The sequence below is a fragment of the Cupriavidus sp. HMR-1 genome (genome assembly GCF_000319775.1).
GTDB lineage: Bacteria > Pseudomonadota > Gammaproteobacteria > Burkholderiales > Burkholderiaceae > Cupriavidus > Cupriavidus metallidurans.
On the sequence record NZ_ANKP01000277.1, the window covers coordinates 37349 to 60393 of the forward strand.

General features: G+C 60.5%; 22 protein-coding genes. 16 read left to right on the forward strand and 6 right to left on the reverse strand.

What is annotated here, in order from left to right; genetic code table 11:
• The first annotated feature begins 20 nt into the window (after positions 1-20).
• The 3 genes from D769_RS29675 (at position 21) to D769_RS29685 (ending at position 2249) form a co-directional block, all read left to right on the forward strand.
• Complete coding sequence (locus D769_RS29675) at positions 21-623, forward strand: PAS domain S-box protein (RefSeq protein WP_008652325.1); 603 nt, start codon at positions 21-23, stop codon at positions 621-623.
• A gap of 247 nt (positions 624-870) precedes the next feature.
• Positions 871-1563: a GntR family transcriptional regulator gene (locus tag D769_RS29680; protein WP_008652327.1), complete on the forward strand. Its 693-nt coding sequence runs from the start codon at positions 871-873 to the stop codon at positions 1561-1563.
• Positions 1564-1871: 308 nt separating this feature from the next.
• Positions 1872-2249, forward strand: a complete 378-nt coding sequence (locus tag D769_RS29685) for a DUF427 domain-containing protein (protein WP_008652328.1) — start codon at positions 1872-1874, stop codon at positions 2247-2249.
• A 142-nt stretch (positions 2250-2391) separates the two neighbouring features.
• Here the strand turns inward: D769_RS29685 and D769_RS29690 are convergent, their stop codons facing one another.
• The gene (locus tag D769_RS29690; RefSeq protein WP_008652329.1) at positions 2392-2577 is read right to left on the reverse strand and encodes a hypothetical protein; all 186 of its coding nucleotides are present in this window, start codon (positions 2575-2577) and stop codon (positions 2392-2394) included.
• A gap of 1214 nt (positions 2578-3791) precedes the next feature.
• Entirely contained in the window at positions 3792-4142 is a 351-nt protein-coding gene (locus tag D769_RS29700) for a YggL family protein (RefSeq protein WP_008652332.1), read from the reverse strand.
• 182 nt (positions 4143-4324) lie between these two features.
• Here D769_RS29700 and D769_RS29705 point away from each other — a divergent pair, with 182 nt between their 5' ends.
• Together D769_RS29705 and D769_RS29710 are read left to right on the forward strand one after the other, a co-directional pair.
• Positions 4325-4717, forward strand: coding sequence for a carboxymuconolactone decarboxylase family protein (locus tag D769_RS29705; RefSeq protein ID WP_008652333.1), 393 nt, complete (start codon positions 4325-4327; stop codon positions 4715-4717).
• 354 nt (positions 4718-5071) lie between these two features.
• Entirely contained in the window at positions 5072-5533 is a 462-nt protein-coding gene (locus tag D769_RS29710; RefSeq protein WP_051705426.1) for a hypothetical protein, read from the forward strand.
• A 426-nt stretch (positions 5534-5959) separates the two neighbouring features.
• Here the strand turns inward: D769_RS29710 and prpR are convergent, their stop codons facing one another.
• The gene (gene prpR, locus D769_RS29715; RefSeq protein WP_008652337.1) at positions 5960-7897 is read right to left on the reverse strand and encodes a propionate catabolism operon regulatory protein PrpR; all 1938 of its coding nucleotides are present in this window, start codon (positions 7895-7897) and stop codon (positions 5960-5962) included.
• A 182-nt stretch (positions 7898-8079) separates the two neighbouring features.
• Between prpR and D769_RS29720 the strand changes: the two genes are divergently transcribed.
• The 5 genes from D769_RS29720 (at position 8080) to D769_RS31560 (ending at position 12869) form a co-directional block, all read left to right on the forward strand.
• Positions 8080-8967: an oxaloacetate decarboxylase gene (locus D769_RS29720; protein WP_008652339.1), complete on the forward strand. Its 888-nt coding sequence runs from the start codon at positions 8080-8082 to the stop codon at positions 8965-8967.
• A 337-nt stretch (positions 8968-9304) separates the two neighbouring features.
• Positions 9305-10315 carry an AraC family transcriptional regulator gene (locus D769_RS29725; RefSeq protein ID WP_040011344.1) on the forward strand — a complete coding sequence of 337 codons (1011 nt, stop codon included), beginning with the start codon at positions 9305-9307 and terminating at the stop codon, positions 10313-10315.
• Positions 10316-10334: 19 nt separating this feature from the next.
• Positions 10335-11000, forward strand: a complete 666-nt coding sequence (locus D769_RS29730) for an NAD(P)H-binding protein (protein WP_008652341.1) — start codon at positions 10335-10337, stop codon at positions 10998-11000.
• Between the two features lie 172 nt (positions 11001-11172).
• A complete protein-coding gene (locus D769_RS29735) occupies positions 11173-12036 on the forward strand; it encodes an oxidoreductase (RefSeq protein ID WP_008652342.1) in 864 nt (287 codons plus the stop codon).
• A gap of 548 nt (positions 12037-12584) precedes the next feature.
• Positions 12585-12869 carry a septal ring lytic transglycosylase RlpA family protein gene (locus D769_RS31560; protein WP_029309492.1) on the forward strand — a complete coding sequence of 95 codons (285 nt, stop codon included), beginning with the start codon at positions 12585-12587 and terminating at the stop codon, positions 12867-12869.
• 118 nt (positions 12870-12987) lie between these two features.
• On the opposite strand, the gene D769_RS29745 is transcribed toward D769_RS31560, so the two are convergent.
• Entirely contained in the window at positions 12988-13977 is a 990-nt protein-coding gene (locus D769_RS29745) for a tripartite tricarboxylate transporter substrate binding protein (RefSeq protein ID WP_008652344.1), read from the reverse strand.
• 199 nt (positions 13978-14176) lie between these two features.
• Here D769_RS29745 and D769_RS29750 point away from each other — a divergent pair, with 199 nt between their 5' ends.
• From D769_RS29750 to D769_RS29770, 4 genes are all read left to right on the forward strand, one after another.
• Positions 14177-14527 (forward strand): VOC family protein, encoded by a 351-nt coding sequence (locus D769_RS29750; protein ID WP_008652345.1) that lies wholly within the window; start codon positions 14177-14179, stop codon positions 14525-14527.
• A 524-nt stretch (positions 14528-15051) separates the two neighbouring features.
• On the forward strand, positions 15052-15195 hold the full coding sequence (locus D769_RS29755; RefSeq protein ID WP_008652347.1) for an entericidin A/B family lipoprotein: 144 nt from the start codon (positions 15052-15054) through the stop codon (positions 15193-15195).
• A gap of 1341 nt (positions 15196-16536) precedes the next feature.
• Complete coding sequence (locus D769_RS29765; protein WP_008652350.1) at positions 16537-16977, forward strand: hypothetical protein; 441 nt, start codon at positions 16537-16539, stop codon at positions 16975-16977.
• Between the two features lie 630 nt (positions 16978-17607).
• The gene (locus D769_RS29770; RefSeq protein ID WP_008652352.1) at positions 17608-18162 is read left to right on the forward strand and encodes a DUF3455 domain-containing protein; all 555 of its coding nucleotides are present in this window, start codon (positions 17608-17610) and stop codon (positions 18160-18162) included.
• Between the two features lie 247 nt (positions 18163-18409).
• Here D769_RS29770 and D769_RS29775 read toward each other — a convergent pair whose 3' ends face one another.
• The gene (locus D769_RS29775; protein WP_035883328.1) at positions 18410-18853 is read right to left on the reverse strand and encodes a GFA family protein; all 444 of its coding nucleotides are present in this window, start codon (positions 18851-18853) and stop codon (positions 18410-18412) included.
• A gap of 90 nt (positions 18854-18943) precedes the next feature.
• Positions 18944-20059, reverse strand: coding sequence for a porin (locus D769_RS29780; protein ID WP_008652355.1), 1116 nt, complete (start codon positions 20057-20059; stop codon positions 18944-18946).
• A 248-nt stretch (positions 20060-20307) separates the two neighbouring features.
• Between D769_RS29780 and D769_RS29785 the strand changes: the two genes are divergently transcribed.
• Both D769_RS29785 and argH read left to right on the forward strand, forming a co-directional pair.
• Positions 20308-21213: a LysR substrate-binding domain-containing protein gene (locus tag D769_RS29785; protein WP_008652356.1), complete on the forward strand. Its 906-nt coding sequence runs from the start codon at positions 20308-20310 to the stop codon at positions 21211-21213.
• Positions 21214-21498: 285 nt separating this feature from the next.
• Positions 21499-23001 carry an argininosuccinate lyase gene (gene argH, locus D769_RS29790; RefSeq protein ID WP_081596885.1) on the forward strand — a complete coding sequence of 501 codons (1503 nt, stop codon included), beginning with the start codon at positions 21499-21501 and terminating at the stop codon, positions 22999-23001.
• Positions 23002-23045: the final 44 nt, after the last annotated feature.

Below are 23045 nucleotides of genomic sequence, written 5' to 3' on the forward strand. Positions count from 1 at the left end.
CGTGCCCGGTTGATCGCCCCATGGCAAAGCCCATCCTGTCGGAAGACACCATCCATGCCTTGGCAGATGCCCAGCCAGACGCCGTCTTCCTCGTCGACAAGACCGGCATCATCCGGTACGTAAACCCCCGATGTCACGATTCGCTGGGCTTTGCGCAGTCCGACCTCATCGGACAAACCATGCTCGAACTTGTGGTCCAGCGCGACCGCGATCGCACCATCAAGGAAGCCAGCGAGGTGCTGGCCGGCCACAAACGCACCGGCTTCGAGAACCGTTACCGGCACCGGGATGGAAGTGACATCCACTTCTCGTGGTCGGCACGCTGGCTGGAATCACATCAATTGCGACTCGGCACCGCGCGCGATGTCACGATCCTTCGGCAGCCAGCGTGCGCATATCTCCTGCCGCCGGACCTGCTGGGGCTGCTCGATCCCTACGAGCAGGAGGTATTCCTGCTGCTGCTGACATCCGCCACCGAGATGCAGATTGCCAGACGCCTTGGCGTGGCGGCCGACGACATTCGCCGCCGGGTCGCCAGCGTCTATCGCAAGTTGGGCGTGCGCGGGCGCCTGGGACTGACCAGTCTCGGCATGAGCGTGCTTCAGACACCGCTGACGCCCTAGTCGGGCAAAGCAGGATTAACCGCGGCGTGATGGGGCGTATATTGCGCCTGGAGGTCCGAGGGCCGGCATGCGAGGTAGAATCTCCCTCTTCCCGGTGCCGTCTCTGTCCATTCCCGTTCCAGCCATGCTGGCAGGAACGCGCGACGGCCACCGGATGGCCCTGGGTTGTCTCGCATCATTAACCAGTTGATTGAATAGCGAACTTCGCTGCCTGTGGCGAAGTTGCAGATCCCCACTTCACGACTCCATGCTTCCTACGGACCTCGTCGCCGGCGCCGACGGCGATCAGAACGCCTCGCTGCCACGCTCCGAGCGCGCCTATCAACAGTTGCGATCGGCCATCCAGGCAGGTCAACTGCCGCCCGGCACCCGCCTGAGAGAAGTCGAACTCGCGGAATCCCTGGGCCTGTCGCGCACGCCAGTGCGCGAGGCGCTGTCGCGGCTCGAGTCAGAAGGGCTTGTTGTCAATGAACCCAATCGGGGCATGATCGTGACGCGCCTCGACGCCAGCATGGTCAGTGAACTCTACGTCATGCGAGAGGTGCTCGAGTCCACCGCCGCTGCGCTGGCCGCACGCCACGCCACCGACGTGGAGATCTCGCTGCTGCGCGATATCGTCGAACGCGACCTCTCGTTCGCCGAGGATCCCGACAAGCTGGCAATGAACAACCGCCTGTTCCACGAGACGCTGCACCGCTGCGCCCACAACCGCTATCTGCTGAAGACGCTGCGCTCGCTGCACGAATCCATGGCACTGCTGGGGCGCTCCACGCTGGCCGTTCCAGGCCGCGCGCGTGGCTCGTATGAGGAACACATGGCGCTGGTCCAGGCACTGGAAGCCCGCGACCCCGAGCGGGCCGAGCAGATCGCGCGGCGCCATATCCAGCAAGCCTACAAGGTCCGGCTGTCGCTCTGGATCGAAGAGCAGTCTGGCGCCTGACGTCGCATCCGCCTCGCAAAGCAACTGCAAAACAATAGCCCCGTCGCGAAACCGTGACGGGGCTATTGTTTTACGCCCTCGAAAAGTGTGTTCCGTGAGAACGCTTTCCTGGAACGATGGCGCTTGCTATCTTTTTCTCCGAGGCCAAGGATCCCTCTCTTCTGGCCTCACGTCACCCTCCGTGGCGGTTTTTTCATCATTGGCGCTGGCGGCATGAGGTTCCTGTTCGTCCGTATGTCGATGTCAGCGCAAGGCGCGGCAACGTTGCCGCGCCAGTTTTTTCGCTGTGCCAGCCAGATGAGGCCCCCATGCCAGACAAACCCATCAAGATTCCCGGTCCCGACCACCCAATCACCATCACCCGCCAGGGCAGCCGTGTGGTTGTAACAGTCGCGGGCAAAGTGATTGCCGATACCCGAAACGCGCTGACACTTCAGGAAGCAGCCTATCCGGCTGTTCAGTATGTGCCGCGCGAGGACGTGGACATGTCTGAACTGTCGCGTACCTCACATGGCAGCTACTGCCCCTACAAGGGGGATGCCGCCTACTACAGTATCCCCACCGGCGGGGCGCGCGCCGAGAATGCCGTCTGGACCTATGAGTCCCCCTACCCGGCCGTGTCGGCCATTGCAGGCTACCTCGCGTTCTATCCCGATCGCGTCGACAGCATCGACATCACACCGTAAATCGCGCACAAAAAAGCCGACCCGCCACACACGATGCACGTGTGTGGCGGGTCGGCTCTCATTCCCACGCGGCGCCAACGCACCGCGTTTCGGTACCAACTACAGCTATCTACCCGCTACTACGTTCAGACTTCCCGGCCAATCAGCCGTTCGCGTAGGCAACCTTCGCCTTGCGCGCTTCCGCCTGCAGGCGGGTGAAAACATTCTGGATCGAGGCAATCACGCGCTTCACGTCGTTGCCGAAGCCCATGCTTTGGGCGCCGAGCTCGCGCTCGATGAGGTCACGTTCGAGTTGATCGGTCAGCTTGATATCGGATTGGGTGTTCATGGCGTCCTTCCTTTCAGGGATTACCCTTATGGGGTTTTCCCGAATTGTAGCAGACGGATTGTCGCAATGCAGCATTAGGTAATAGTGCGTATGGCTGTGATGCGACAGGTGCCATCCCGCTGATGCTAATTATCAAGATCAGCCAATTTCTAAGGCAAACTCAAAAGTTACCTTTTGCGCACTCAGAGGTTGGGGGCTGCTGGCGTCGCGTGCGACCTTCCGGCCATCGATGGAAAACCAGGAAACGCGGGGCGAGGATGGTCACGCGGCCAGCCGCCGTGCCCGCATCCGCGCGCGCCACGCGCATTGGAGCCGCCGTGACCGTCGGGTCGGCCGTACGGGGAGCATAGGCGCCCGGGGTTTCCCGATGGAGGGGCCCTCTGGCAATGACCGTTGGTTTCCCTTCCCCGGTACCGGCGACACCGGAGGGCCAGAATTGCTACACAGATAGGGCGCGGTCGCCGTCACTCGCACCGAGCGTCCGCACCAGCTACGGCAGCAGCGTGCTTCGATAAGCCTCCCGACCCATTCCACCCGTCGGGCAGCCACACGTTGCAACGACGCACACGACGAGGATGCCAGTCCCGCCAAGTGCCGATGCGGGGAAGGCCGAGAAACTACGGCAGCGGGCGGAACATGCTTCCGTTAGGGCCGCGTGGCTCCAGTGCACGCGTGGGGACATGCGTGCGTGCTCCGGCTCCCTCAAACTCGACGATGACGGCGGTGGGGCTTGCAATGCGCGTGATGATCACCTGCGCGCCCCTGAACATCCATGTCGTTTCGATCTGGTAGGGGCTCTTTCGGTAGGCTTTGCGGCGTTGTTTGCTATTCATATCGAAGTCCGCTTAGTCTGTCCACGTCTGATTGTTGCGCCTTGACCGAACTGCAATGCGCGCCGAGCTGGTGACCGGCGAATCGGCCGCCCGTCAGGCTCCACACAAAAGAAAACCGGCAGTTTCGCGCAAGGCAAGATTGCCTGAGACGTCCGCCGGACTGGCAAGGTTCCTGCTTGACCTGCCGTTCGGAACTCAAATCGTACAGTGCGGGAAAAGAAGACACCTCATCCACTGGCGATTCCGAGATGGCTTGCGCCAGTTCCCTTCAACGAACCTCACAAGGAATCTTCCTGCACGCTTTCGATCCGACTCACCACGGCCTCGCTGAGCGGACGAATGTCTCCTGGCAGCATCCTTCAATGCGTGGCATATGAAGGCTCAGCCAAGTTCCGCGAAATTGCCGTACCACGCGTCGATCAGCGGACCGACGCGCACAGCACCGAACTCAGCCCGGCCGTTCAGCCAGTCCAGGACGATTTGGCGGTGTTCCTCCGTGGAGGAGCTGCGATTCCCCTCCGGGGATACAAATCCATCCAGGCAGTCATCTATTGCACCACCATAGGTGAGCTGGTTCGCTTCGATGCAATCGGCAATAAAGGCTTCGCAGGCAGCAATCTTTGCGTCCGCACCCAGTCCTACGGCAAGCTCCGCTGTGACGAGAAATCCGAGTTCCTGAAATTCCGCCACTCGCAGCTTCTTGCGTTGGCGACGGCTACGTCTTTGGCTCATGGGTATCGCTCCTTTGGACTGGTCGGCCGGCCTGAAAGACCGGCATCGTACCTCGATTGTCGCGGCAAGACGACCGTATTTTGACGGCATCCAACTGCGGGACGCCGACCGAGCCGATTGACAGTCCTGGCGCCTCAGTGTCACGCTCAGTAGCGCTTCAACATTACTTGGGGAGGTCAGTCATGTCAGTCATGAGAACTCTACTGGCGAGCGCCGGTTTAGCACTGCTGTTGGCCCTGGCAACGGAACCAAACGTCAGCGCTCAGGAGGCACCTGAATGGATGAAACAGACACTTCCCGACCAGGCACTGAAGCCGCACTGGGACGAATCTCGGGCCGTGATGAATCCCACGGGAGCTTTAGATGCGAAAACCAAGCAACTCATTGCCCTCGGTGTGGCAGCACAAATTCCTTGTGCATATTGCGTTTCCGCTCACACTAAAGCGGCAAAAGCCGCTGGTGCGACCGATGCCCAAATAAAGGAGGCCATTGCAACTGCCGCGCTCGTCCGTTTCAACAGCACAATGTTGAATGGCTCAGACGGCGGCACCGAGTGGTCGCCCCAACGTAAGTGATGATCGCGCCGGCCGCCGATTGACAATCCTCGCGTCGGCCAGGGCAACGCTGCCGCGGATTTCAGCGATAGGCGGTGACTCCAGGTCCGCGAAGTGTAACTTCGCCTTTGATTACCTGCGTGATATTGCCGGCGCGTATCTAGTGCGCCACGCCGCGCGCTTCACGCCGTTCGACCACGCTCGGGATCGACACGATGGGCCCAATCCGGAAGTAGCCGCCCCACCTCTTTTTATCAACTCGTCGGCGGGCACGAGTAGACTGGTCAAGTGGGGCAATGTTTGGACATGATGCCTTGCTGGCTGCACGCGGTGCATGACAACTGCCACTTGCTCGAAGAGAAAGGAGGAATGTCCATGTTTCGTAAACTCGTGATTGGCACGCTAGGCGCCATGGCTGCCTTGTTCTCGGCTACGGCATTGGCGCAAGGTACCGCGGCGGACGCTAGGGCCATGCTTGAAAAGACGGTTGCGGCCATCACAACCGATAAGGCCAGGACGCTCAACCAGATCAACAACGGCGAGAATGGCTTTCTTGTTGGCGATCTCTATCCGTTCTGCTTCAACCTCAGCGACGGACGCCTCGTCGCGGTCGGCAATCCCAACGTTAAGGGGTTGCTCGGCAAGGATGCCAGGAAATTCAGGGACCCTACGGGCGACGTGTATGGACCAAGGCTCTATGACGCGGCAAAAGAGGGCCAGGTCAACGAGGTCGGCTACATGTCTCCCAAGGCCGGCGCTGACAAGACGTGGGTGCCGAAGGCGAGCCTCGTTACTGCGGTTGCCGGCCTGGGATGCGGCGTCGGTTACTACAAGTAGTGCGACCAAACCAACCGCCAAATCGGTGGCGAACTGCCGAACTCCGATGCCCGCACAATGCCATTGTCTCGCGTGACCGGTCAGTTCTGATGCCCTTCACTCCGCATGTGCGGTTTGCCATCGGCGCTGATCAGTTTTGATATCCGCCTTGGGTCATTCGCGTCGAGTTTGTCGTGCCTGCTACCTTGTCAGCTATCCACAGAACCGGTGCACGTGACAAGCCTGCGCGGAGACCGGATCCCTCTGGAAGCAGCCGTAGAGGTTACCCCGCGTCGAAGGGCAGTTCAGGGTCGTTCTGCGACGGCCGCCCCCCACAACCTTTGAATCTGAAGTCGAGAATGGTGGCGGCTTGCCACGAGCCTCGACCGCTGGTACGCGGAAAACGGCGTTGCCTGGCCCCTGAAGCGGCCGTTCTCATCTTCTTTCTTACTCCTTCATTAACCTCCAAAGCGTCGTTCGTCCGATCCCCAAGGTACGACTCGCAGCGGCACGATTGCCACCGTTTGCCTGCAGGACTCGCATGATGTCGTCCCGAGTCACGGTCCCAGACGGCGCGTCGGTAACCTTGTGCCTGTCCGCTGCAACAGGCAGCGATTGCATCTCTCCAAACTCGGGAAACATGGCCTGCAGGTCTTCCCGCGCACTGCCTGAACCATCGCTCAGATAGATCGCCGCGCGCGCTACGACGTTTTCAAGCTCCCGTACGTTTCCGGGCCATGTGTAAAGCTCGAAGAGCGGCGAGAGGAACTCCAGAATGTGCTTCGTGACGGTGGCTGGCAGGTGGTACTTTGCTGCACTCCGTGCGAGCAGATGCTGCGCAAGGCCAGGTATATCGCTGCGCCGCTCACGCAAGGGCGGCAGTTCGATCTGTAGCAGATTGAGCCGGAAATACAGGTCGGCGCGAAATGTGCCGCGCTTGACCAACTCGCGCAGATTACGATGCGTCGCGGCGATGACACGGACGTCGATTGGCGTTGCGCGCCCAGAGCCGAGCTTCATCACTTCGCGTTCCTGTAATACACGTAGCAGGCGGCTCTGCAACGCGGCCGGCATCTCACCGATCTCATCGAGAAAAATGGTCCCCGTATGCGCGACCTCGAAGAGGCCCGGCTTTCCACCACGCCGTGCGCCGGTAAAGGCGCCCTCTTCATGGCCAAACAGTTCGCTTTCTATCAAACCTTCCGGCAGTGCCGCACAATTGAACGCGACGAATGGGTTGCCACGCCGACGGCTGGCATTGTGAATACCTTGAGCAACCAGTTCCTTGCCAGTGCCGCTTTCGCCTGTGAGTAGCACGGTAGCGTCGTGCGCGGCGCTGGCTCCCGCTAGCCACCGCACGCGTTCAAGCTCCGGGGAGCCGCCGATCAGATCAGCCAGGTTATGCCGCGCCACCAGATGCTTCGGCCGCTGATTGGTTCGCAACGAGCGGTCAATGCGTTGTGCGATTAGGGTGTCCTGTACAGTGACCACCGCTCCGGAGCGTGAGCCGTGCTCAACGATTGGCACGCAGTTGACAATCAGCGAGCGACCGCCGATCTGTTCGATGCGCTCGTTACTCGGCGAATCGGCATCGAGTGTTTCGCGCAGGTGCGGGCCGACCGCCCCCAGGAGCTGTGACGCCACGTCGCTGGAGCGGTTCAGGCCGAGCAGATCCAACATCGCCGGATTCACCACCTCAAGCTGCCCACCCTCGTCAAATGCCGCGACGCCGTCGCGCAGATGCGCGACGATGGTGTTGAGTCGCACGCGCTTTGACTCCTTCTGGCGACTCATGCGTGCCAACTCAATGGAGCGTTCGAACGCTTCCTCCACAGCGCCAATGGAATAGAGAAATACGCATTGCAATCCCGCCTGCAGCGCCAGATCGCATGCCATGCCGGGACCAATGATGACGGTGCAGCCTTCTGCAGCAAGCGTATCCACGGCCGCACGCACCTCGTCGATCGAACGGTATGCGCGCTGTTTCAATGCAACATTCAGCCAGCCGCTGAGGTTGGCCAGTTCCCTCGACACCGATTCGTGCAGCACCAAACCGATGGTCTCACCCGGCCACGCTGTGATGGCCTGCGTGATAGCGTTCAGCACGTCGAAGCCATTCACCTTGACCATCACCACGGGCACACTGAGATTGTCACGCAGATACGCGCCGTTCGAGCCGGCCGCCAGCACGACGTCAACCGTGCCTGCGTCGACATACGCCTGGAGGGCGGTCACGGCAGCCCCGTAGCCCGCGCGAATCGAGAAGAAACGCGCCAGCTCGTTGTAGCGAGGCGCGACGGTCTCACACAGCGTACTCATCCGGCTGATGCTGACCAGCGCGATGCCCGGGCGGAGCTGGTTTGGATGTGAAATGAGCGTTGACATCTTGGAGGCTCCTGAGTGGAACGCTTTTGGAACGCCCCGAGAAACATGTGGAACATTGTCGCATGAGCGTGTTCGCGGTATGAAATCTTGTAAGTCATTGTTTTTGAAAGAAACAACGGCAGGTGCGGGATCTTGGCACGATCCGTGCAAAAACACCGTCTCCTACTCTGGAGACACATCAAATGACTACCTTATCCGCCGCCCGCCGTGCGGCATTCCGCGCCAAGGTCAATGAACGCCAAGGGCTGCTGGTGGCTGGCGCCTTCAATGCAATGAGCGCCCGCATCGTCGAGGAAACCGGGTTCGAGGCGCTATACCTGACGGGAGCCGGCGTTACGAATATGTCGCTTGGCCTACCCGATCTCGGTTTCATCGGCCTGCATGAAATTGCCGAACACACTGCGCGGGTCCGCGATGCGGTCGCGCTACCATTGATCGTCGATGCCGACACTGGTTTCGGCAATGCGCTCAACGTACGGCACACGGTAAGAACGCTCGAACGCAGCGGCGCCGATGCGATTCAAATTGAAGATCAGGTGATGCCCAAGAAATGCGGACATTTTTCGGGCAAGGAGGTCATCGCGACGAGTGAAATGCTTGGCAAGATCCGCGCTGCCGTTGATGCGCGCGAGGACCCCAACCTGCTGATCATGGCGCGCACGGATGCCGCAGCGGTGCATGGCATGGAGGCTGCCATTGAGCGCGGCCATCGCTTCATTGAGGCGGGGGCGGACATTCTCTTCATCGAAGCGACCGAGTCACTTGCCGACGTCGAGCGTTTGCCCAAGCTGATCGCTGCGCCACAACTGATCAATATTGTGATCGGCGGGAAGACGCCAGTACAGTCGCGCGAAACGCTAGCCAGCCTTGGCTACGCACTTGTGCTGTATGCGAATGCAACGCTACAAGGCGCAGTGCTTGGCATGCAGAGGGCGCTCAGCACGCTGCGCACGAATGGCCGGCTTGACGAGGATGCGACGCTGGTGGCGCCATTCAGCGAGCGGCAACGCTTGGTCAACAAGCCTCTATACGACCGGCTCGATCGCGAATACGCAGCAAACGATCATTGAACGGGAGGGCCACGCCGGAAGAGTTTCCAAAAGGATCGTGGCTCCCGGACTACTGAACAGGTAGATTTCACCGCAGCGCACAGCACGTTGGGGTCAAGGTAATGGTTGGCGGCTCAGCGCGCCCACGCGCGGGAGGCCGGCGACTGAGACCGGCCATAAGCAGTCCTCCCTGGCCCCAACGCCGAACGTCGTCTGAGCGCCACCAGACCGTCGCCAGACTTGGCGCGCATTGAAGGAAGGCTGGCGCGCTTCGCATGTCCAACTGGGTCTTGGCGCCCTATACTGGGTCGACCTATTCCATAGCGCGAGCTCCACGAGAGTTGTCGATGAGCACCCCATGAGGCGCAGCCAAACTTTTTCCCTGGACATAGGGTGGCAGCCCTTGCTAAAGGACTTCGGCCTACGACCGGATCAGATTCTCCGCAGGGCAGGACTTCCCGAAGACATGCTTTCCCGCGGCGAGCGAAGCCTGACCACCGACGAGTGGTTCCGCTTCTGGCGTGCCCTGGAGACCGAAGCAGCGGACACCATGTTTCCATTGCGCATCGTCGAAGTGATTGCGGCGGAGTCTTTCGATCCACCGCTGTTCGCAGCCCTTTGCAGCGCCAATCTGATGCAGGCGGTACAGCGCCTTGCCAAATACAAGCAACTTGTCGCTCCCATGAGCCTGGAGGTGGACGTGGGACCGTCGAGCGAGCTAACAGTCTCGCCCCGCTGGCTGTCGATTCAGGCCGATGTACCGTATTCCTTGCAGGTGGCCGAGATCGCGTTCTTCCTGCGATTGACCCGCCTCGGGACCCGCGAGCCCATCAAGGCATTGCGGGTGGTACTTCCCCGACTGCCGCCGAACGCCTACGTCCGGCGTTTCGAGAAGTTTTTCGGCGCACCTGTTACACCGGGGGAAAGTCCAAGCGTCACATTTTCTGCCGAAGATGCCATGCGTCCGTTTCTCACAGTGAACGAAAGCATGTGGCGGGTGTTCGAGCCTGACCTGCGCCGCCGGCTCAGCGAACTCGACGCAACAGCGGCAACGGCGGAGCGCGTGCGCGCCGTCCTGCTGGAACTGCTGCCGAGCAACGCCGCCACCATCGAGAAGGCTGCCGAGCGTCTGGGCATGAGCAAGCGTACGCTGCAGCGTCGCCTTGAAGACGAGGGCGAGAACTTTCGCGCTTTGGTCAATGCCACGCGAGAACGCCTGGCCCGCCACTATCTGGGGAATACCAAGATGTCCAGCGGCGAGATCGCCTTCCTTCTCGGCTTCGAGGATCCCAACTCCTTTTATCGCGCATTCCAGGAATGGACCGGGCAAACGCCTGACAGCGCCCGTCATGCCATGCACCTTAACTGAGGAAACGCACACCTTGTCCATGCCTATCGATCAACGCAACGTGGTGCTGGCCGGCGCCACCGGACTCGTGGGAGGCCTGATGCTTCAGGCTCTGCTGGCAGACCCGACCGTCGCTCAGGTGCACGCCCTGAGCCGTCGCCCATTGCGCGTCCGCCATCCCAGGCTTCAGGTCCATATTGTGGATTTCAGCCGGCTGCCCGCGCTCCCGCAGGCCGACGAGGTGTATCTGGCGCTCGGCACCACGATCAAGGTGGCGGGCAGTCAGGCGGCGTTCCGCGCTGTCGACCTGGAGGCCAATCTGGCTGTAGCCAAGGCCGCGTTTGCCGCGGGGGCCAGTCGCGCAGGTCTGGTCAGTGCGGTTGGCGCAAACGCGAAGTCCTCCACGTTCTACAGCCGCGTCAAGGGTGAACTGGAGGACGCCCTCAGGTCGTTGGGGCTGACGACGCTCGTGATCGCGCGGCCTTCGCTGCTGCTGGATTCCCGGGATGGCCTGCAGCAACCGCCGCGCATCGGTGAACAAATTGCCATCCCGATCGCGAAGCTGCTGGCTCCGCTGCTACCCGGAGCCTATCGGCCAGTGCATGCACGCGCAGTCGCGCAGTCACTGGTCAAGAGCGTGCCTGCAACCGAGGGAGTGGTCATTCTGTCTTCCAGCATGCTCGCCAGCATTGGCAGCGAGCCCTGAGCACGGCGGGGACCATGCCTTGACGCCGCTCGCGAGGCGTTTGGCGCTTTTTGCTTGAATCGTGGCGCCGATCGCTAGAGGCCCAACGCCGCTCGATGCGTACAGTCAATGGCAAGGAAGGCGAACCGAATCCGGGTCGCCTTCCACCTCAACCCCATCAGGAAAAGTCACCATGAATTCCAAAGTTGCTCTCGTGACGGGCGCCTCTTCCGGTATTGGCGAAGCCACCGCACTCAAGCTTCTCGCCCAGGGCTACACGGTCTACGCGGCCGCGCGTCGCGTGGAGCGGATGCGCAGCCAGGCCGACGCCGGTGTCCACGTGCTAGCGATGGACGTGACGGACGACGCCGCGATGCGGGCGGGCATAGCGGAGATCATCGCCAGGTCGGGCCGCCTCGACGTGTTGGTCAATAACGCCGGCTATGGTGCCTATGGTGCGATCGAGGACGTGCCGCTGGACGAAGCGCGCGCCCAGTTCGATGTCAACGTGTTCGGTGCCGTGCGCTTGATCCAGCTGGCGCTGCCACATATGCGCGCGCAGCGATCTGGCACCATCGTCAACATCACCTCGATGGGCGGCAAGATCCACACGCCTATGGGTGCCTGGTACCACGGCACCAAGTTCGCGCTGGAGGCGATCAGTGACTGCGTGCGCATGGAAGTGGAGCCCTTCGGCATTGACGTGGTGGTGATTGAGCCGGGCGGGATCAAGACGGAGTGGGCCGGCATTGCAGCGGAAAACCTGCAGAAGGTATCCGGCACGGGCTCGTATGCGCCCCAGGCCAGCGCGGTGGCAACGTTGATGATCAACGAGGCCAACGGCAATCGTCAGTCGCCACCCCAACTGATCGCAGAGACTATCGCAAAGGCTGTCAATGCCGCTCGTCCAAAGACACGTTACGCCGTCGGCTTCGGTGCCCGGCCGATGATTTTCATGCGACACCTGCTGTCAGATCGCGCGTTCGATAGTCTCATGCGCATGGCTACCAGAATGCCCCGCAGTACGCAGCGGCGCTCGTGCGGCGCAGCCAGTTGAGTGAGGACAGACGCGATTGCGCCAAGGCGTTGACACACGCGCAGCAGTTGCCGGCTCGGCCCATTCCACGAACCCGCGTATATGGCGCTAATGCGCCTGCATGCGCTGAATCACGATCTGGGACCCGCTTTGCGCGCCTATCGTAGCTGTGTGGAGACGGCGCGGAGCACGCGGGGACCAGCGATCGGCGTTCGCGACTATCTGCTGCGATAGCCCGAGTCCCGAGCGGCTCCGGGCTAATACGGGCCCTTTGGACCACATTTGACCGACAGCCCAGAAACCAGCCTGTCGTTGGGTCCGACCTTAAGGGGCGTCGGCCTGTCACCTAGAATATTCTCAAGGTATTGCGTAATCCGGCCGCGCCGCCAACGCAAACTACTGGAGACCGTTAGAGCCACATCTCAATCACTGACGGGTGGTCCATGGTGCTATTACTTCGCTATCTGGGAGTCTTGGGAATCTGCGCCTTGTTCACTGCATGCGGAGAGATTCCGTCCAGGCATGCCGCGTGCGGCGCCGATTCCTGTCGCCCTCGGCACGAGCACGAGATGCTGCAATCCGGCGAGGCGTCATGGTACTCGGCAACGTTCCAGGGGCATCTGACCGCAAACGGAGAACGCTACGATAGCAGCGCCCTGACTGCCGCCCATCGAACATTACCGCTCGGCAGCCATGTGCGCGTCAGATCGTTGGCTACCGGAAAATCGGTTGTCGTTCGCATCAACGATCGCGGACCATACGTCAACGGCCGAATTATCGATCTCTCTTATGCTGCGGCGGAAGCTTTGGGCTTGCCAGATGCGCGGTCGATGCGGGTGCAGATTGAGCGTTGATTTGCTTCGCGTGCGGATTCAACCAGCGAAGGCAACGCACTAAACGCGCGGCCCTCACATGATTGAGGCAATGCGGTGGTCGGGCACGCACGAGACCACCGCTTTACCACCTGCCATATCAGTCGATTCGCGCGCCCGATGCCTTGACGGCCTGTCCCCACCGCTTCTGCTCGCTGGCGATCGTCGCCGCAAAGGCGTCCGGCGACTGCCACGCTGGTTCGGCCCCCTGGAATTCAAGCTTGGCCTTCGTATCTGGGTCTGCCAGCACGGTACGCAGCGCGGCCGACAGCTTGTCGACAATGTCCTTCGGCGTGCCGGCCGGTGCCAGCACCCCGTAGAAGCCCACCACCTCGAATCCCTTCAGGCCGGCTTCTTCCATCGTCGGCACATCGGGCAGCGCCGGCGATCGTTTGGCCGACGTTACCGCCAGCGCGCGTACCTTGCCCCCTTTGATGTACTGGGTGAACAACGGAATGGAGTCGGCCATCATCTGCGCCTGGCCACCCATCACGTCCGTCAGTGCCGGCGCGCTACCTTTGTAAGGGATATGAACGATGAACGTGCCCGATGCCTGCTTGAACATCTCCGGCATCAGATGCGAGATACCGCCATTGCCGCCCGATGCAAAATTCAGCTTGCCCGGATTCGCCTTCGCATAGGCGATGAATTCCTTCAGATTCTTTGCGGGCACGTTGTTGTTGACGACCATCACCAGCGGAATCAGCGCGGTACGCGCCACGGGGGCGAAGTCCTTCGGCATGCTGTAGGGCAGCTTGGGATAGATCGCATTGTTGATCGTCATCTGGCCCGTATTGGCAATCAGCAACGTGTAGCCATCCGGCGCGGACTTGGCGACGTTGTCCGATCCGATATTGCCGGCGGCGCCGGCCTTGTAGTCGAGCACGACCGACTGCCCGAGAATGGGCTGCAATTTTTCGGCAAGAATGCGCGCGTGCGTATCGACCGGCCCGCCCGGCGGAAAGCCCACCACCATCCGGATTGGCTTCTCTGGCCAGGCCCCGTGCGCGGCGCCCGCGGCAAACGCCAGTGGGGTCAGGGCCAGAGTGGCAAGGGCGTGCAGGACACGGCGGGCAACAGGCATCGTCATTTTTCTCTCTCCAGATACGGCCACGCTCTGCGAGGCGTGGATCGGTCCGGTATTGTGACGTTTATATGACATATTTGTGAAGTCCCTGAGCCACATCCCGACTGGCATGCCAACCACACGAGAACAGTTCCGCGTCTTGACTTGCGGGCCCGCTTCTGGTCATTGGCAGCCAGGCCTAATAAACCAGAAGGAGTGCAATTTGAAAGTCAAACGTGTAGTGGCCAATATTGAAGTCGCTGATTTAACGCGTGCTCACGCCTTCTATCACGATGTTCTTGGCCTTGAGCTCCTGATGGACCACGGGTGGATTCGAACCTACGGCTCGCAATCTGAAATGACTATTCAAGTCAGTTTTGCAGCAGAGGGCGGATCCGGCGCGCCTGTGCCGGACCTGTCAATTGAAGTGGACGACGCGGACGAGGCGCACCGGCGTATGCGAGATGCAGGCTTTTCCATTGAACGTGGGCTAGTCGACGAGCCTTGGGGCGTGCGCAGGTTCTTCGTCCGAGACCCCTATGGAAAGCTGGTCAACATCCTCGCTCACACGTAGCCGTATGTGCAGATGCCAGCGTGGAGCGGTCATGCACTGTGAGGCGAAGCAGGCCGCGACTTCCGCTTAGTGCAGATGTCTGCCAAACAGAACGCTCCATCTTTCGACGCTCCACCTTTCGATATTCGTAGTTTCGTTCTAGGTGGATTCCATCGATACCAATGTCGGAATTCCTCCAATCCCGGAGCGCGGCGAGAGCCAGTAGTCGCTTTGAAGCACCAATTCGCAGCGCCGCACGGCGCCTGCGCCTCTCGCGGCGCTGCGATAGCTGCAGGCGTTCATAAGGTTCTCGAAGAGCGTGCGTCCTTATGATCTGCGCGAGCGAAACCGATGCGATCGCTCATATGGAATGTTCCAATGCGGGGCTGCCAATTGATGAATAGCCCATTGCGCTGCCCGCCGACACCGATGTAGGACGAATGCTGACTGCTCGCACAGTCTCTTGCTTGCTACGCTCAATCACGCAGTCCGGACTAATCCATCAGCGGGGCGTGCCCGCGTCGAAAGAAAGCAAGGAGATCGTCATGAGGAAACTGTACGCACTTATCACTCTCGCAGGCATGCTGTTGATCGCTGGCTGCAACACCATTTCAGGCGCGGGCAAGGACATCGAACGCGGCGGCGAGAAGGTGCAAGGCGCCGCGGAGAGCACAAAGCAGAAGATGTAGTGTGCTGGCAGGTCAGCGGCTTCGTCGCCAAGGAGAAAGACACCGTGAGCGAAGAACCATCGCGATCGTCTACGAGCGCCATACGCCGTGATCCGGAGCACTCGGATATGCAGCGCGCCGGCAGCGCCATTCCGGAGCACGCGCCCGTTCCTGCGGTGCTGGGACTAAACGTTACGACTCAATCGGCGACACGATGCTGCCTCAGTCTGACTCGCAGCTCGTTGTTGTCATCGACGAACGCTTCGCGCAGACGGTTGATGCGGATACGGTATGTGCAGAGGCGCACGACGGCATCGAGACATTGCGAGACACAGTACGTGACGCCGCAACGTGCACGATCCTGGAAACCGAGGCTCGCAACTGCCCCGGCATCAAGGCCGTTCACAGCGAGTTGCTCGCACGAAACAGGTCGCGGACGAGCAAGGGACAGCGACCAGCGCGGAGGCGCATGTGCTGTTCGGAGTGGTCGCGGCGATCAGCATGACCCTTTGCGCAGGAACTGATGCGAGATTAATGCGCAGACGGTGAGCACCAGGTCGGATCCGGCGAATAATCACCCGGCGAAGCCGGTTTTCAATTCGCCGGTAATGGACCTCCGCCGATTGCGTGCCGATCGGCATCTACTGGCGAACCGCACGGTATTCAATCGGAACGTCCACTATCTGGATTGATCCCTCAATTGAATGTCACTGTGGAGCCTTTGGCGAAGGTTCGCAGATGGCCGATACCCTTGTGGTGTTTGCCGTTAGTGCAGCAGGCGGAATACCGCATTTCACAATTTCTCGAAGCGACGCGCCCTATCCTCGCGGGAACAATCTGAAGCACTCCTCCGAACGCATACCTCCAATCGCCAAAGCGCTACGGAGCGCGGCTGCTCGTCCGAGGAGCCATCGACACAAGGGGACAGCAGGATGCTAATGACCATCCATAGGGATGCGGGCTCATCATCCGACGGACGTGAGCCCACTAAGGTCACCATCGTCGCTTACTTTTTCTTTACAAATCACTCACTTGTGAAGGCCCTGAAAACTCGGTTCCCTGGTAATCGGGCAACTCTTCAATTGCTGGCGATCCGCCACTTTTCCATTTGTTGAGGAGAGATTTGTCCTCGTCTGCGCACCGACAGTCCCGGCGTGCGCAACACAACTTTGTGCTGGAACAAGCCTGATTGACCACTTCGCAGCGATTATTTGCTTCTGTAAGACATAATTGCGCAATTGGCAAAACAGATGATGACCGGCAATAACAGGCGTTAGCATTTTATAAGCAAAATTACGTAAATGTGCGGATTACATCCCATGTTATGCTTGTTCGAACTCATTCAAAAACTAGGACAAATCAATGCACAAGAAGATTGCAACCCGAATGGCAATTGCTACCGCTGTCGCTGCTGCGTCGGTCTCTGCCACGGCTAGCGACATGAAGAACGCAGCGGGCGGTGCGCTAGGCGGCGTTGCCGGCGCGGCCGTCGGCAACGCAATTGGCGGCAGCACGGGCACCGTTATCGGTGGCGCCGTGGGTGGCGCTGCTGGCGGCGCCGCGACGTCTAATGGTCGTGAGCGCACGGGCGCCGTGATTGGAGGCGCCATTGGCGGCGGTGCTGGCGCTGCGGCCGGTAATGCGATGGGTGGAACGACCGGCTCGCTCGTCGGTGCCGCAGTGGGCGGCGGCGCTGGTGCCGCACTGGGCGGCAACATCTCCCGCAACAATTCACATTCCAGCGAGAGTGGCCACGACAAGCACCATCACAAGCACAAAAAAAACGGCAAACATCACGATTGACCGTCAGCGATTGCGTCCGGCACAACCCCAAGCTTCAGTCGCAGTCGCGAACTAAGATCGCAAGCCATATTTCAGGAACGCTCGCTGAATCAGCTTCCCTCGGCTTGAGTGGCCGTTCTCGCGCAACCTTCAGCCTGATAGCGGCCTAGCGGCGATCGTCTCAAATGGGCTGGCTACCGCCTGTCGCCCCGGGGTTCTCCGACCGTCTGGGCAATCGGGCGCTTGCCGGCCGCGGATTCAACCGGTCAATGCAACACACTTAAGGCTTTGCGAGCCTGAGGGGTGCTGCAAATGAAACAAAGACGGCGGATCTACTACACCGAGACACAAAAAGGCACTGATGTGGGAGCGGTGGCGCAAAGGTGACACGCTCGCGCAGATTGCCCGATCCTTACATGGATGACGCTTCGTGGTGGGACTCTGCCCCTCATCCAACCATTGGCCAATGACAGAGAAGGGTCGAATGCGTCAGTAGCTTGAAGTTGCACACCTGATCGACCGATGTTGTGGATTACGCACGCGCCCCGTTGTGCACGAACCGAAGTGACGTGCACGGCGGCGCCCGCGTCTCGCCGCGGTTTCCCGGTATGATCGGCTGGCACGCTGAGACATTCATCGAGGACAACACGCATGGACCAATCGATTCGTAGAGGCAGCCGTGGCGTCCGCCTGGCAACGCGACGCGCCTTTGCGATCGCGACGGCGCTGGCCGGTAGCGTGGCGCTTTCGTTGGCCCTGGCCCAGTCGCCGGTGCCGGGCGTGCTGCAGCCCGCCGGCATGACTCACGTGGTGGCCTCGCTCGAGGCATCGGGCGTGCAGATCTACGTCTGCAGGCGCGACGCCGCCAATCAACTGACATGGACCTTTCTGGCGCCACAAGCCGATCTCTACGACGCCTCCGGCCGGCTCGTCGTCAGGCACGGCGCTGGGCCGTCGTGGGAAGCGCTGGACGGCAGCCGGATCACTGGCAAGCTGCTGCAGCACGCCACCAATCCCGACGACAGCGCGGCGATTCCAATGCTGCTCCTCTCTTCCACCAATGCGGGCGGTCCGGGCCTCCTGAGCACGGTGCACTATGTGCAGCGGCTTGCCACGCACGGCGGCGCGGCCCCCGCGCAAGCCTGCGTGCACGAGGGCGAGGAAGGGCGTAGCCCCTATCTCGCGGAGTACGTGTTCCTCGAATGAACGTAGTGCGAGTGCACGTGTACTGTGTGGCCGCGCTGTGCTGCCACTGGCGCAGCCGTCGTGAAAGCCGGATCGCTCGCGGTGCAGGTCGACCGATAGTCCACATCGACGAGTACTGAGGCAGTGCACTGGGATCTATCTTAGGCCGGACCGTCGATAGCCGACCATTGCGGTCTCTCGCAAACGTGTCGCAAATCGCTCACACTCGGCGCCGAGTTCCGAAGACACGTCGAGGTTCGACGCATAACTAAGCTTGGTAAGTCGGGCCGTCCCATCCGTCGAGGTACTTCGGCAACTCGTCCTGTATGTCGATAATCCGATGCCGGTAAAAAAGATGCATCGTTGGTCGCATTTCGTCGGGCACTTCACCGCCAGCGGCTCGGGCGAAAATGGTATTGGGAAGGACGCGCATGCCGAGCCGGTTCGTGCCAAACACCGTCTCACCGCAACCGGAGCAGAATGTTCGCGACAAGTCTTTTGACGGGTGCGAAAAGCTCGACACGCTACCACTGGCGACGGTGACTTGTTCAGCTAGCCACGCAGTCGCCGACAACATTGAAGTCCCGTAGAAATCCTGGCACGACCGACAGTGGCAATTAGCCCTTGCCTGAGGTTGGCCATTCAGCTTGATATTGACGGCGCCACACAGGCAATGCACGGAACACGGTACCCGAATCGATTTCTTTGCCATGCGGACCTACCTCGCCATGCTGTCGAAAGGACAGATATATAGCACGGGCATGTGGCACCGCTTGAGAGGCAGGTCGCCGTACCGGTCGGCTCAGAACTTGTGTCGAACACCGACTACAGCCCCAAATTGATTGGCGCCAGGTTGTACGGCCTCGCTCGTCGTCCCCAACTGGCTGTTGAAGCCATTCACGCCCAGGCTCGATTTGCCCTTGTTAAGCACATACGACGCTACCGTATATAGGTCGGTACGTTTCGACAGCGCGTAGTCGGCCACCATGACAAACTGCCATGGGTTGCCGGATCGGGAGTTGCGAAGGTTCTGGTAATAGGCCGAGCCAGTGAATGAGAGCGCAGGTGTCACCTGATAGCCAACACCTGCCCAGGCCAGGTTCGACGCAGTGTTAGCCACTGTGGACCCAGGCAGGCTGGCACCGTTGAACGCGTGCGCATAACGGTAGCCCGCGTAAACCTTGGCGTTGCCGTAGGCGTACGTACCGGCCACCGCTGCCCGTTGCGTCAGGCTATTTGTTTGCAATGCCGTGGCGGCCGATTGGTTGATCTGATCGTAGACCGCCCCAATCGAGAACGAGCCGCCAGAATAGTTCGCGCCGAGAGAGTACTCGCGGCCGTTCGTGAAGTTGCCCGGAACTTCCTGGTTGTTGTAGTTGAAGCTATACAGTCCCGTCACGCTCAGGCCGCCAAAGGTGCCCATGTACTTGACAGAGTTGTCGGCACGCGCCGCTCCCATGAAGGGATCCTGCGCGCCGATGGAGTAGCGGCTCGAAATCGCCATCGGATCGTACGTCACCGCAAAGTCATAGAACGGCACCGTGTGGCGGCCCAACGTCAGCCTGCCCCATTGATTCTCGAGTCCGACGTAGGCACCGCGTCCGAACAGGCGACCGCTTTGGGTGCTCGTGCCGGTGTCGATGGAGAATCCGCTTTCCAGAACAAAGAGGCTCTTCAGGCCGCCACCCAGGTCCTCGATGCCACGCAGCCCCCAGCGTGATCCGGACTGGTTGCCTGATTGCAAGGCCACCAGGCTATAACCCTTGGCACCCGGTGCAACGGTTCCCGTCGATGCGACAGCATGGTTCAGGTACTCGATACCGGCATCAACAACGCCATACAGGGTAACGCTCGATTGCGCCTGGACACTGCTCGCAGTCAGCATTGCCACCGCAATAGCAAGGTACTTGCATTTCATTCAATGGTCTCCTCGTAAATGGGGACGGCTCCGTCCCAAAGAAGGACGGCGTACGCGCCGTGAATTCATTGTTGTTATGGCTCGATGGGACTTTGGAATCCCATGACAAAATTCTGACGCTGGTCCCTCATGACGAACAACCCCAGCCACGGTTGGACGCGCATAAGAGAAATTTATGGGCGCGGCAGCGTGCTACGTTGTAGGCTCGCCCCCAAAAGTCACGGCATCAGTCTTCGCCTTAGCTACCTATGCAACTGAATCCCCGCCAACTCGAAGCGTTCCGTAGTGTCATGGTGTCCGGCAGCATGACCGTGGCCGCCGAACGGCTGAAGATCAGCCAGCCCGCGGTGAGTGCGCTTATCAGGGACCTCGAAAAGAGACTTGAAATCCGTCTGTTCCGGCGTGAAGGCAATCGCCTGATTCCGGGCGCCGAAGCCCAGCGGCTGTTCCGCGAGGTGGACCGCTTCTACCAGGGTATGGAGCAGATCGAGCGTGTGGCGCTCGATCTGAAGTCCGCTCGCATCGGTACCCTGCGTGTTGCGTCCATGCATACGCTGGGATTGAGCCTGCTCAGCGAATGCGTCAGGCAGTTCTCACTCTCCCGCCCCGAGTTGGCGATCTCGCTGGACGTCAGGAATTCTCTAGGCGTCATGGAGCTCGCCGCAGCGCACCAGATCGATATCGGATTCGTTCAGATGTCCGGCGATGAGTACCCCGGGGTCGATGTTCTCCCGCTACCAAGCGTCGCGGCGGTGTGCGTACTCCCGCGTGGCCATGCTTTGGCCCGCAAGAGGTCATTGAAGATTGCCGACCTGCAGGACGAGCCGCTTATCTCGCTGAATCGCAATAGCCCGGTACGGATGCGACTGGAGATGGAACTCGACGCTGCTGGCGTGACCTGCAAGCGCTCGGTCGTCACATCGCTCGGTCACGTGGCATGCAGCCTGGTGGCAGGCGGACTTGGATTGACTGTCGTTGATCCCTTCACCGCGCGCAGAGTGCGTGATCCAGGTGTGGTCTGGCGTCCTTTGTCGCCGGCCGTACAGTTCCATTTCTCCATGGTTCTGCCCTCCCATCAGCCGCGATCGAAGGTTGTGGAAGACTTTATCAAGCTGGTCAAAGAACAATTCAAGGCAAGCGTCGCCTCGTCCTGATTCGCGGCGAGCCGCATTGAAACCACGCATAAGCAGAAGATTTCCTTATGCGCGTCCAACCGTGTCTGTAGTTGTGCCTCGCGGACCAAAAATTCATCATCGAGTCATGGAATCGGACTAGCAGAAGTGACCGCACCGCGGTCTTTCGGCAAAGGTTCATTCCGATCGTTCGCCCGGCGCGATCTGCTAGCAGCGCGCCGGGCGAGGCCCCTGTCTGAACCGCTTTATTGCTGGGTAAAGAAGCGCCGTCCGCATCGCCAGGCGCCGATTGCCTCGCTTGTTACCATGACATCGACTCCCCACGAAACACTACTCGCCGAGGCTCGCCTGAGTTCGCCTCCTGCCTCCCGGTTGACGAAGCACTACGCACTGCCAGGACTCGAGCGCGAACGCAGGCAGTTTCACGAGTTCGTCGCCGTTGATCTTGCCCATACGACCATGCTGGTGGAACAGGGCATTCTTTCGGCGGAGACCGGTCGGGCCATCCTGGAGCAGTTGCTGATCATTCGGAGAATGCAGCCCTCCGCGTTTCCCGTGGATGTGCGCAAGGGCAGCTTTCTGCTGCAGATCGAGTCGTATCTCTTCGGCGCCATCGGCGAGGATGTGGGCGGCCAGATGCACACCGGCCGCAGTCGCATCGATCAGGGCGCCACGGTACGCCGCCTGTACAAGCGCAACCGCATGCTGGATGTGATGGACCAGTTGAACGTGTTCCAGGAGGCGATTGCCGAACAAGCGCGCCGACACGCGCACACGATCATGCCCGGCTACACACATATGCAGCAGGCCCAGCCATGGGTGTTCGGACACTATCTGCTCAGCTTCAGCTCCCGATTGCATGACAGCTTCGAGCGTCTGGCTCAAGCGTACGGACGCGTCAACCGCAATCCACTGGGAACTGTGGGTCTTGCCGGCACGTCATGGCCGCTTGATCGCGAGCGAACCACGGAGCTGCTCGGATTCGACGGCAAAATCGAGAACTCGAAGCTTGGCCGCGAAGCTTTCGATGCCGCGGATGCCATCTGCGCACTGTCGTTCATCATGGCCGATTTGAACGATCTGGCTACCGACCTGCATATCTGGTCCAGTACCGAGTTCGGATTGGTTGAATCCGATGACAGCTACTGTGGTACGAGCAGCATCTTCCCGCAGAAGAAGAACCCGGTCGCGCTGGAAACCATCAGGAAGGCCGCCGGTCCTGCCGTGACGTGGCTGAGCGCGGCGCTGGCCACGTTCCGCGCGGAAGGGACCGGCGACCAGGCCATGCGTACCGTCGCACATATCGACGAGGCCGTGGCAACGACAGAAAGCATGCTCGATCTGTTCACTGGCGTCATGGAAACGCTGATCGTGCATCAGGACCACATGGCCGAATCGCTCAAGGGAAGCTGGTGCACCGCGAGCAATCTGGCGGACGTCATCGTGCGTGAACGACGTCTGTCCTTCCGCCAGGTGCACCACATCGTCGCCCGTGCGGTGCGCAACTGCGTGGCGCAAGGACTGCGTCCCGATCAGTTGACCAGCAGTCGCCTCGATGAGGCGGCTCTCGAAACAGTGGGTATCGCGCTGAATCTGGGTGATGCGGCGGTACGTGACGCGCTCGATCCGGTTCGCTTTGTCGAAACCCGGATAACGGAAGGCAGCGTCGGGCCGCAGCAGGTTGCGCGACTGCTTGAGCGCGCGGCGCAGGAACGCGCTGCGGATCGCCAATGGGTCAACGAGGCGCGCGGCCGACTGAGTCGATCGCAACTGGCACTCAATGAAGCCGTGAGCAAGCTGGTTGCCTGAGAACAAGCGTGACGCTTACGAAAAAAATACCGAAGGAGACGCAG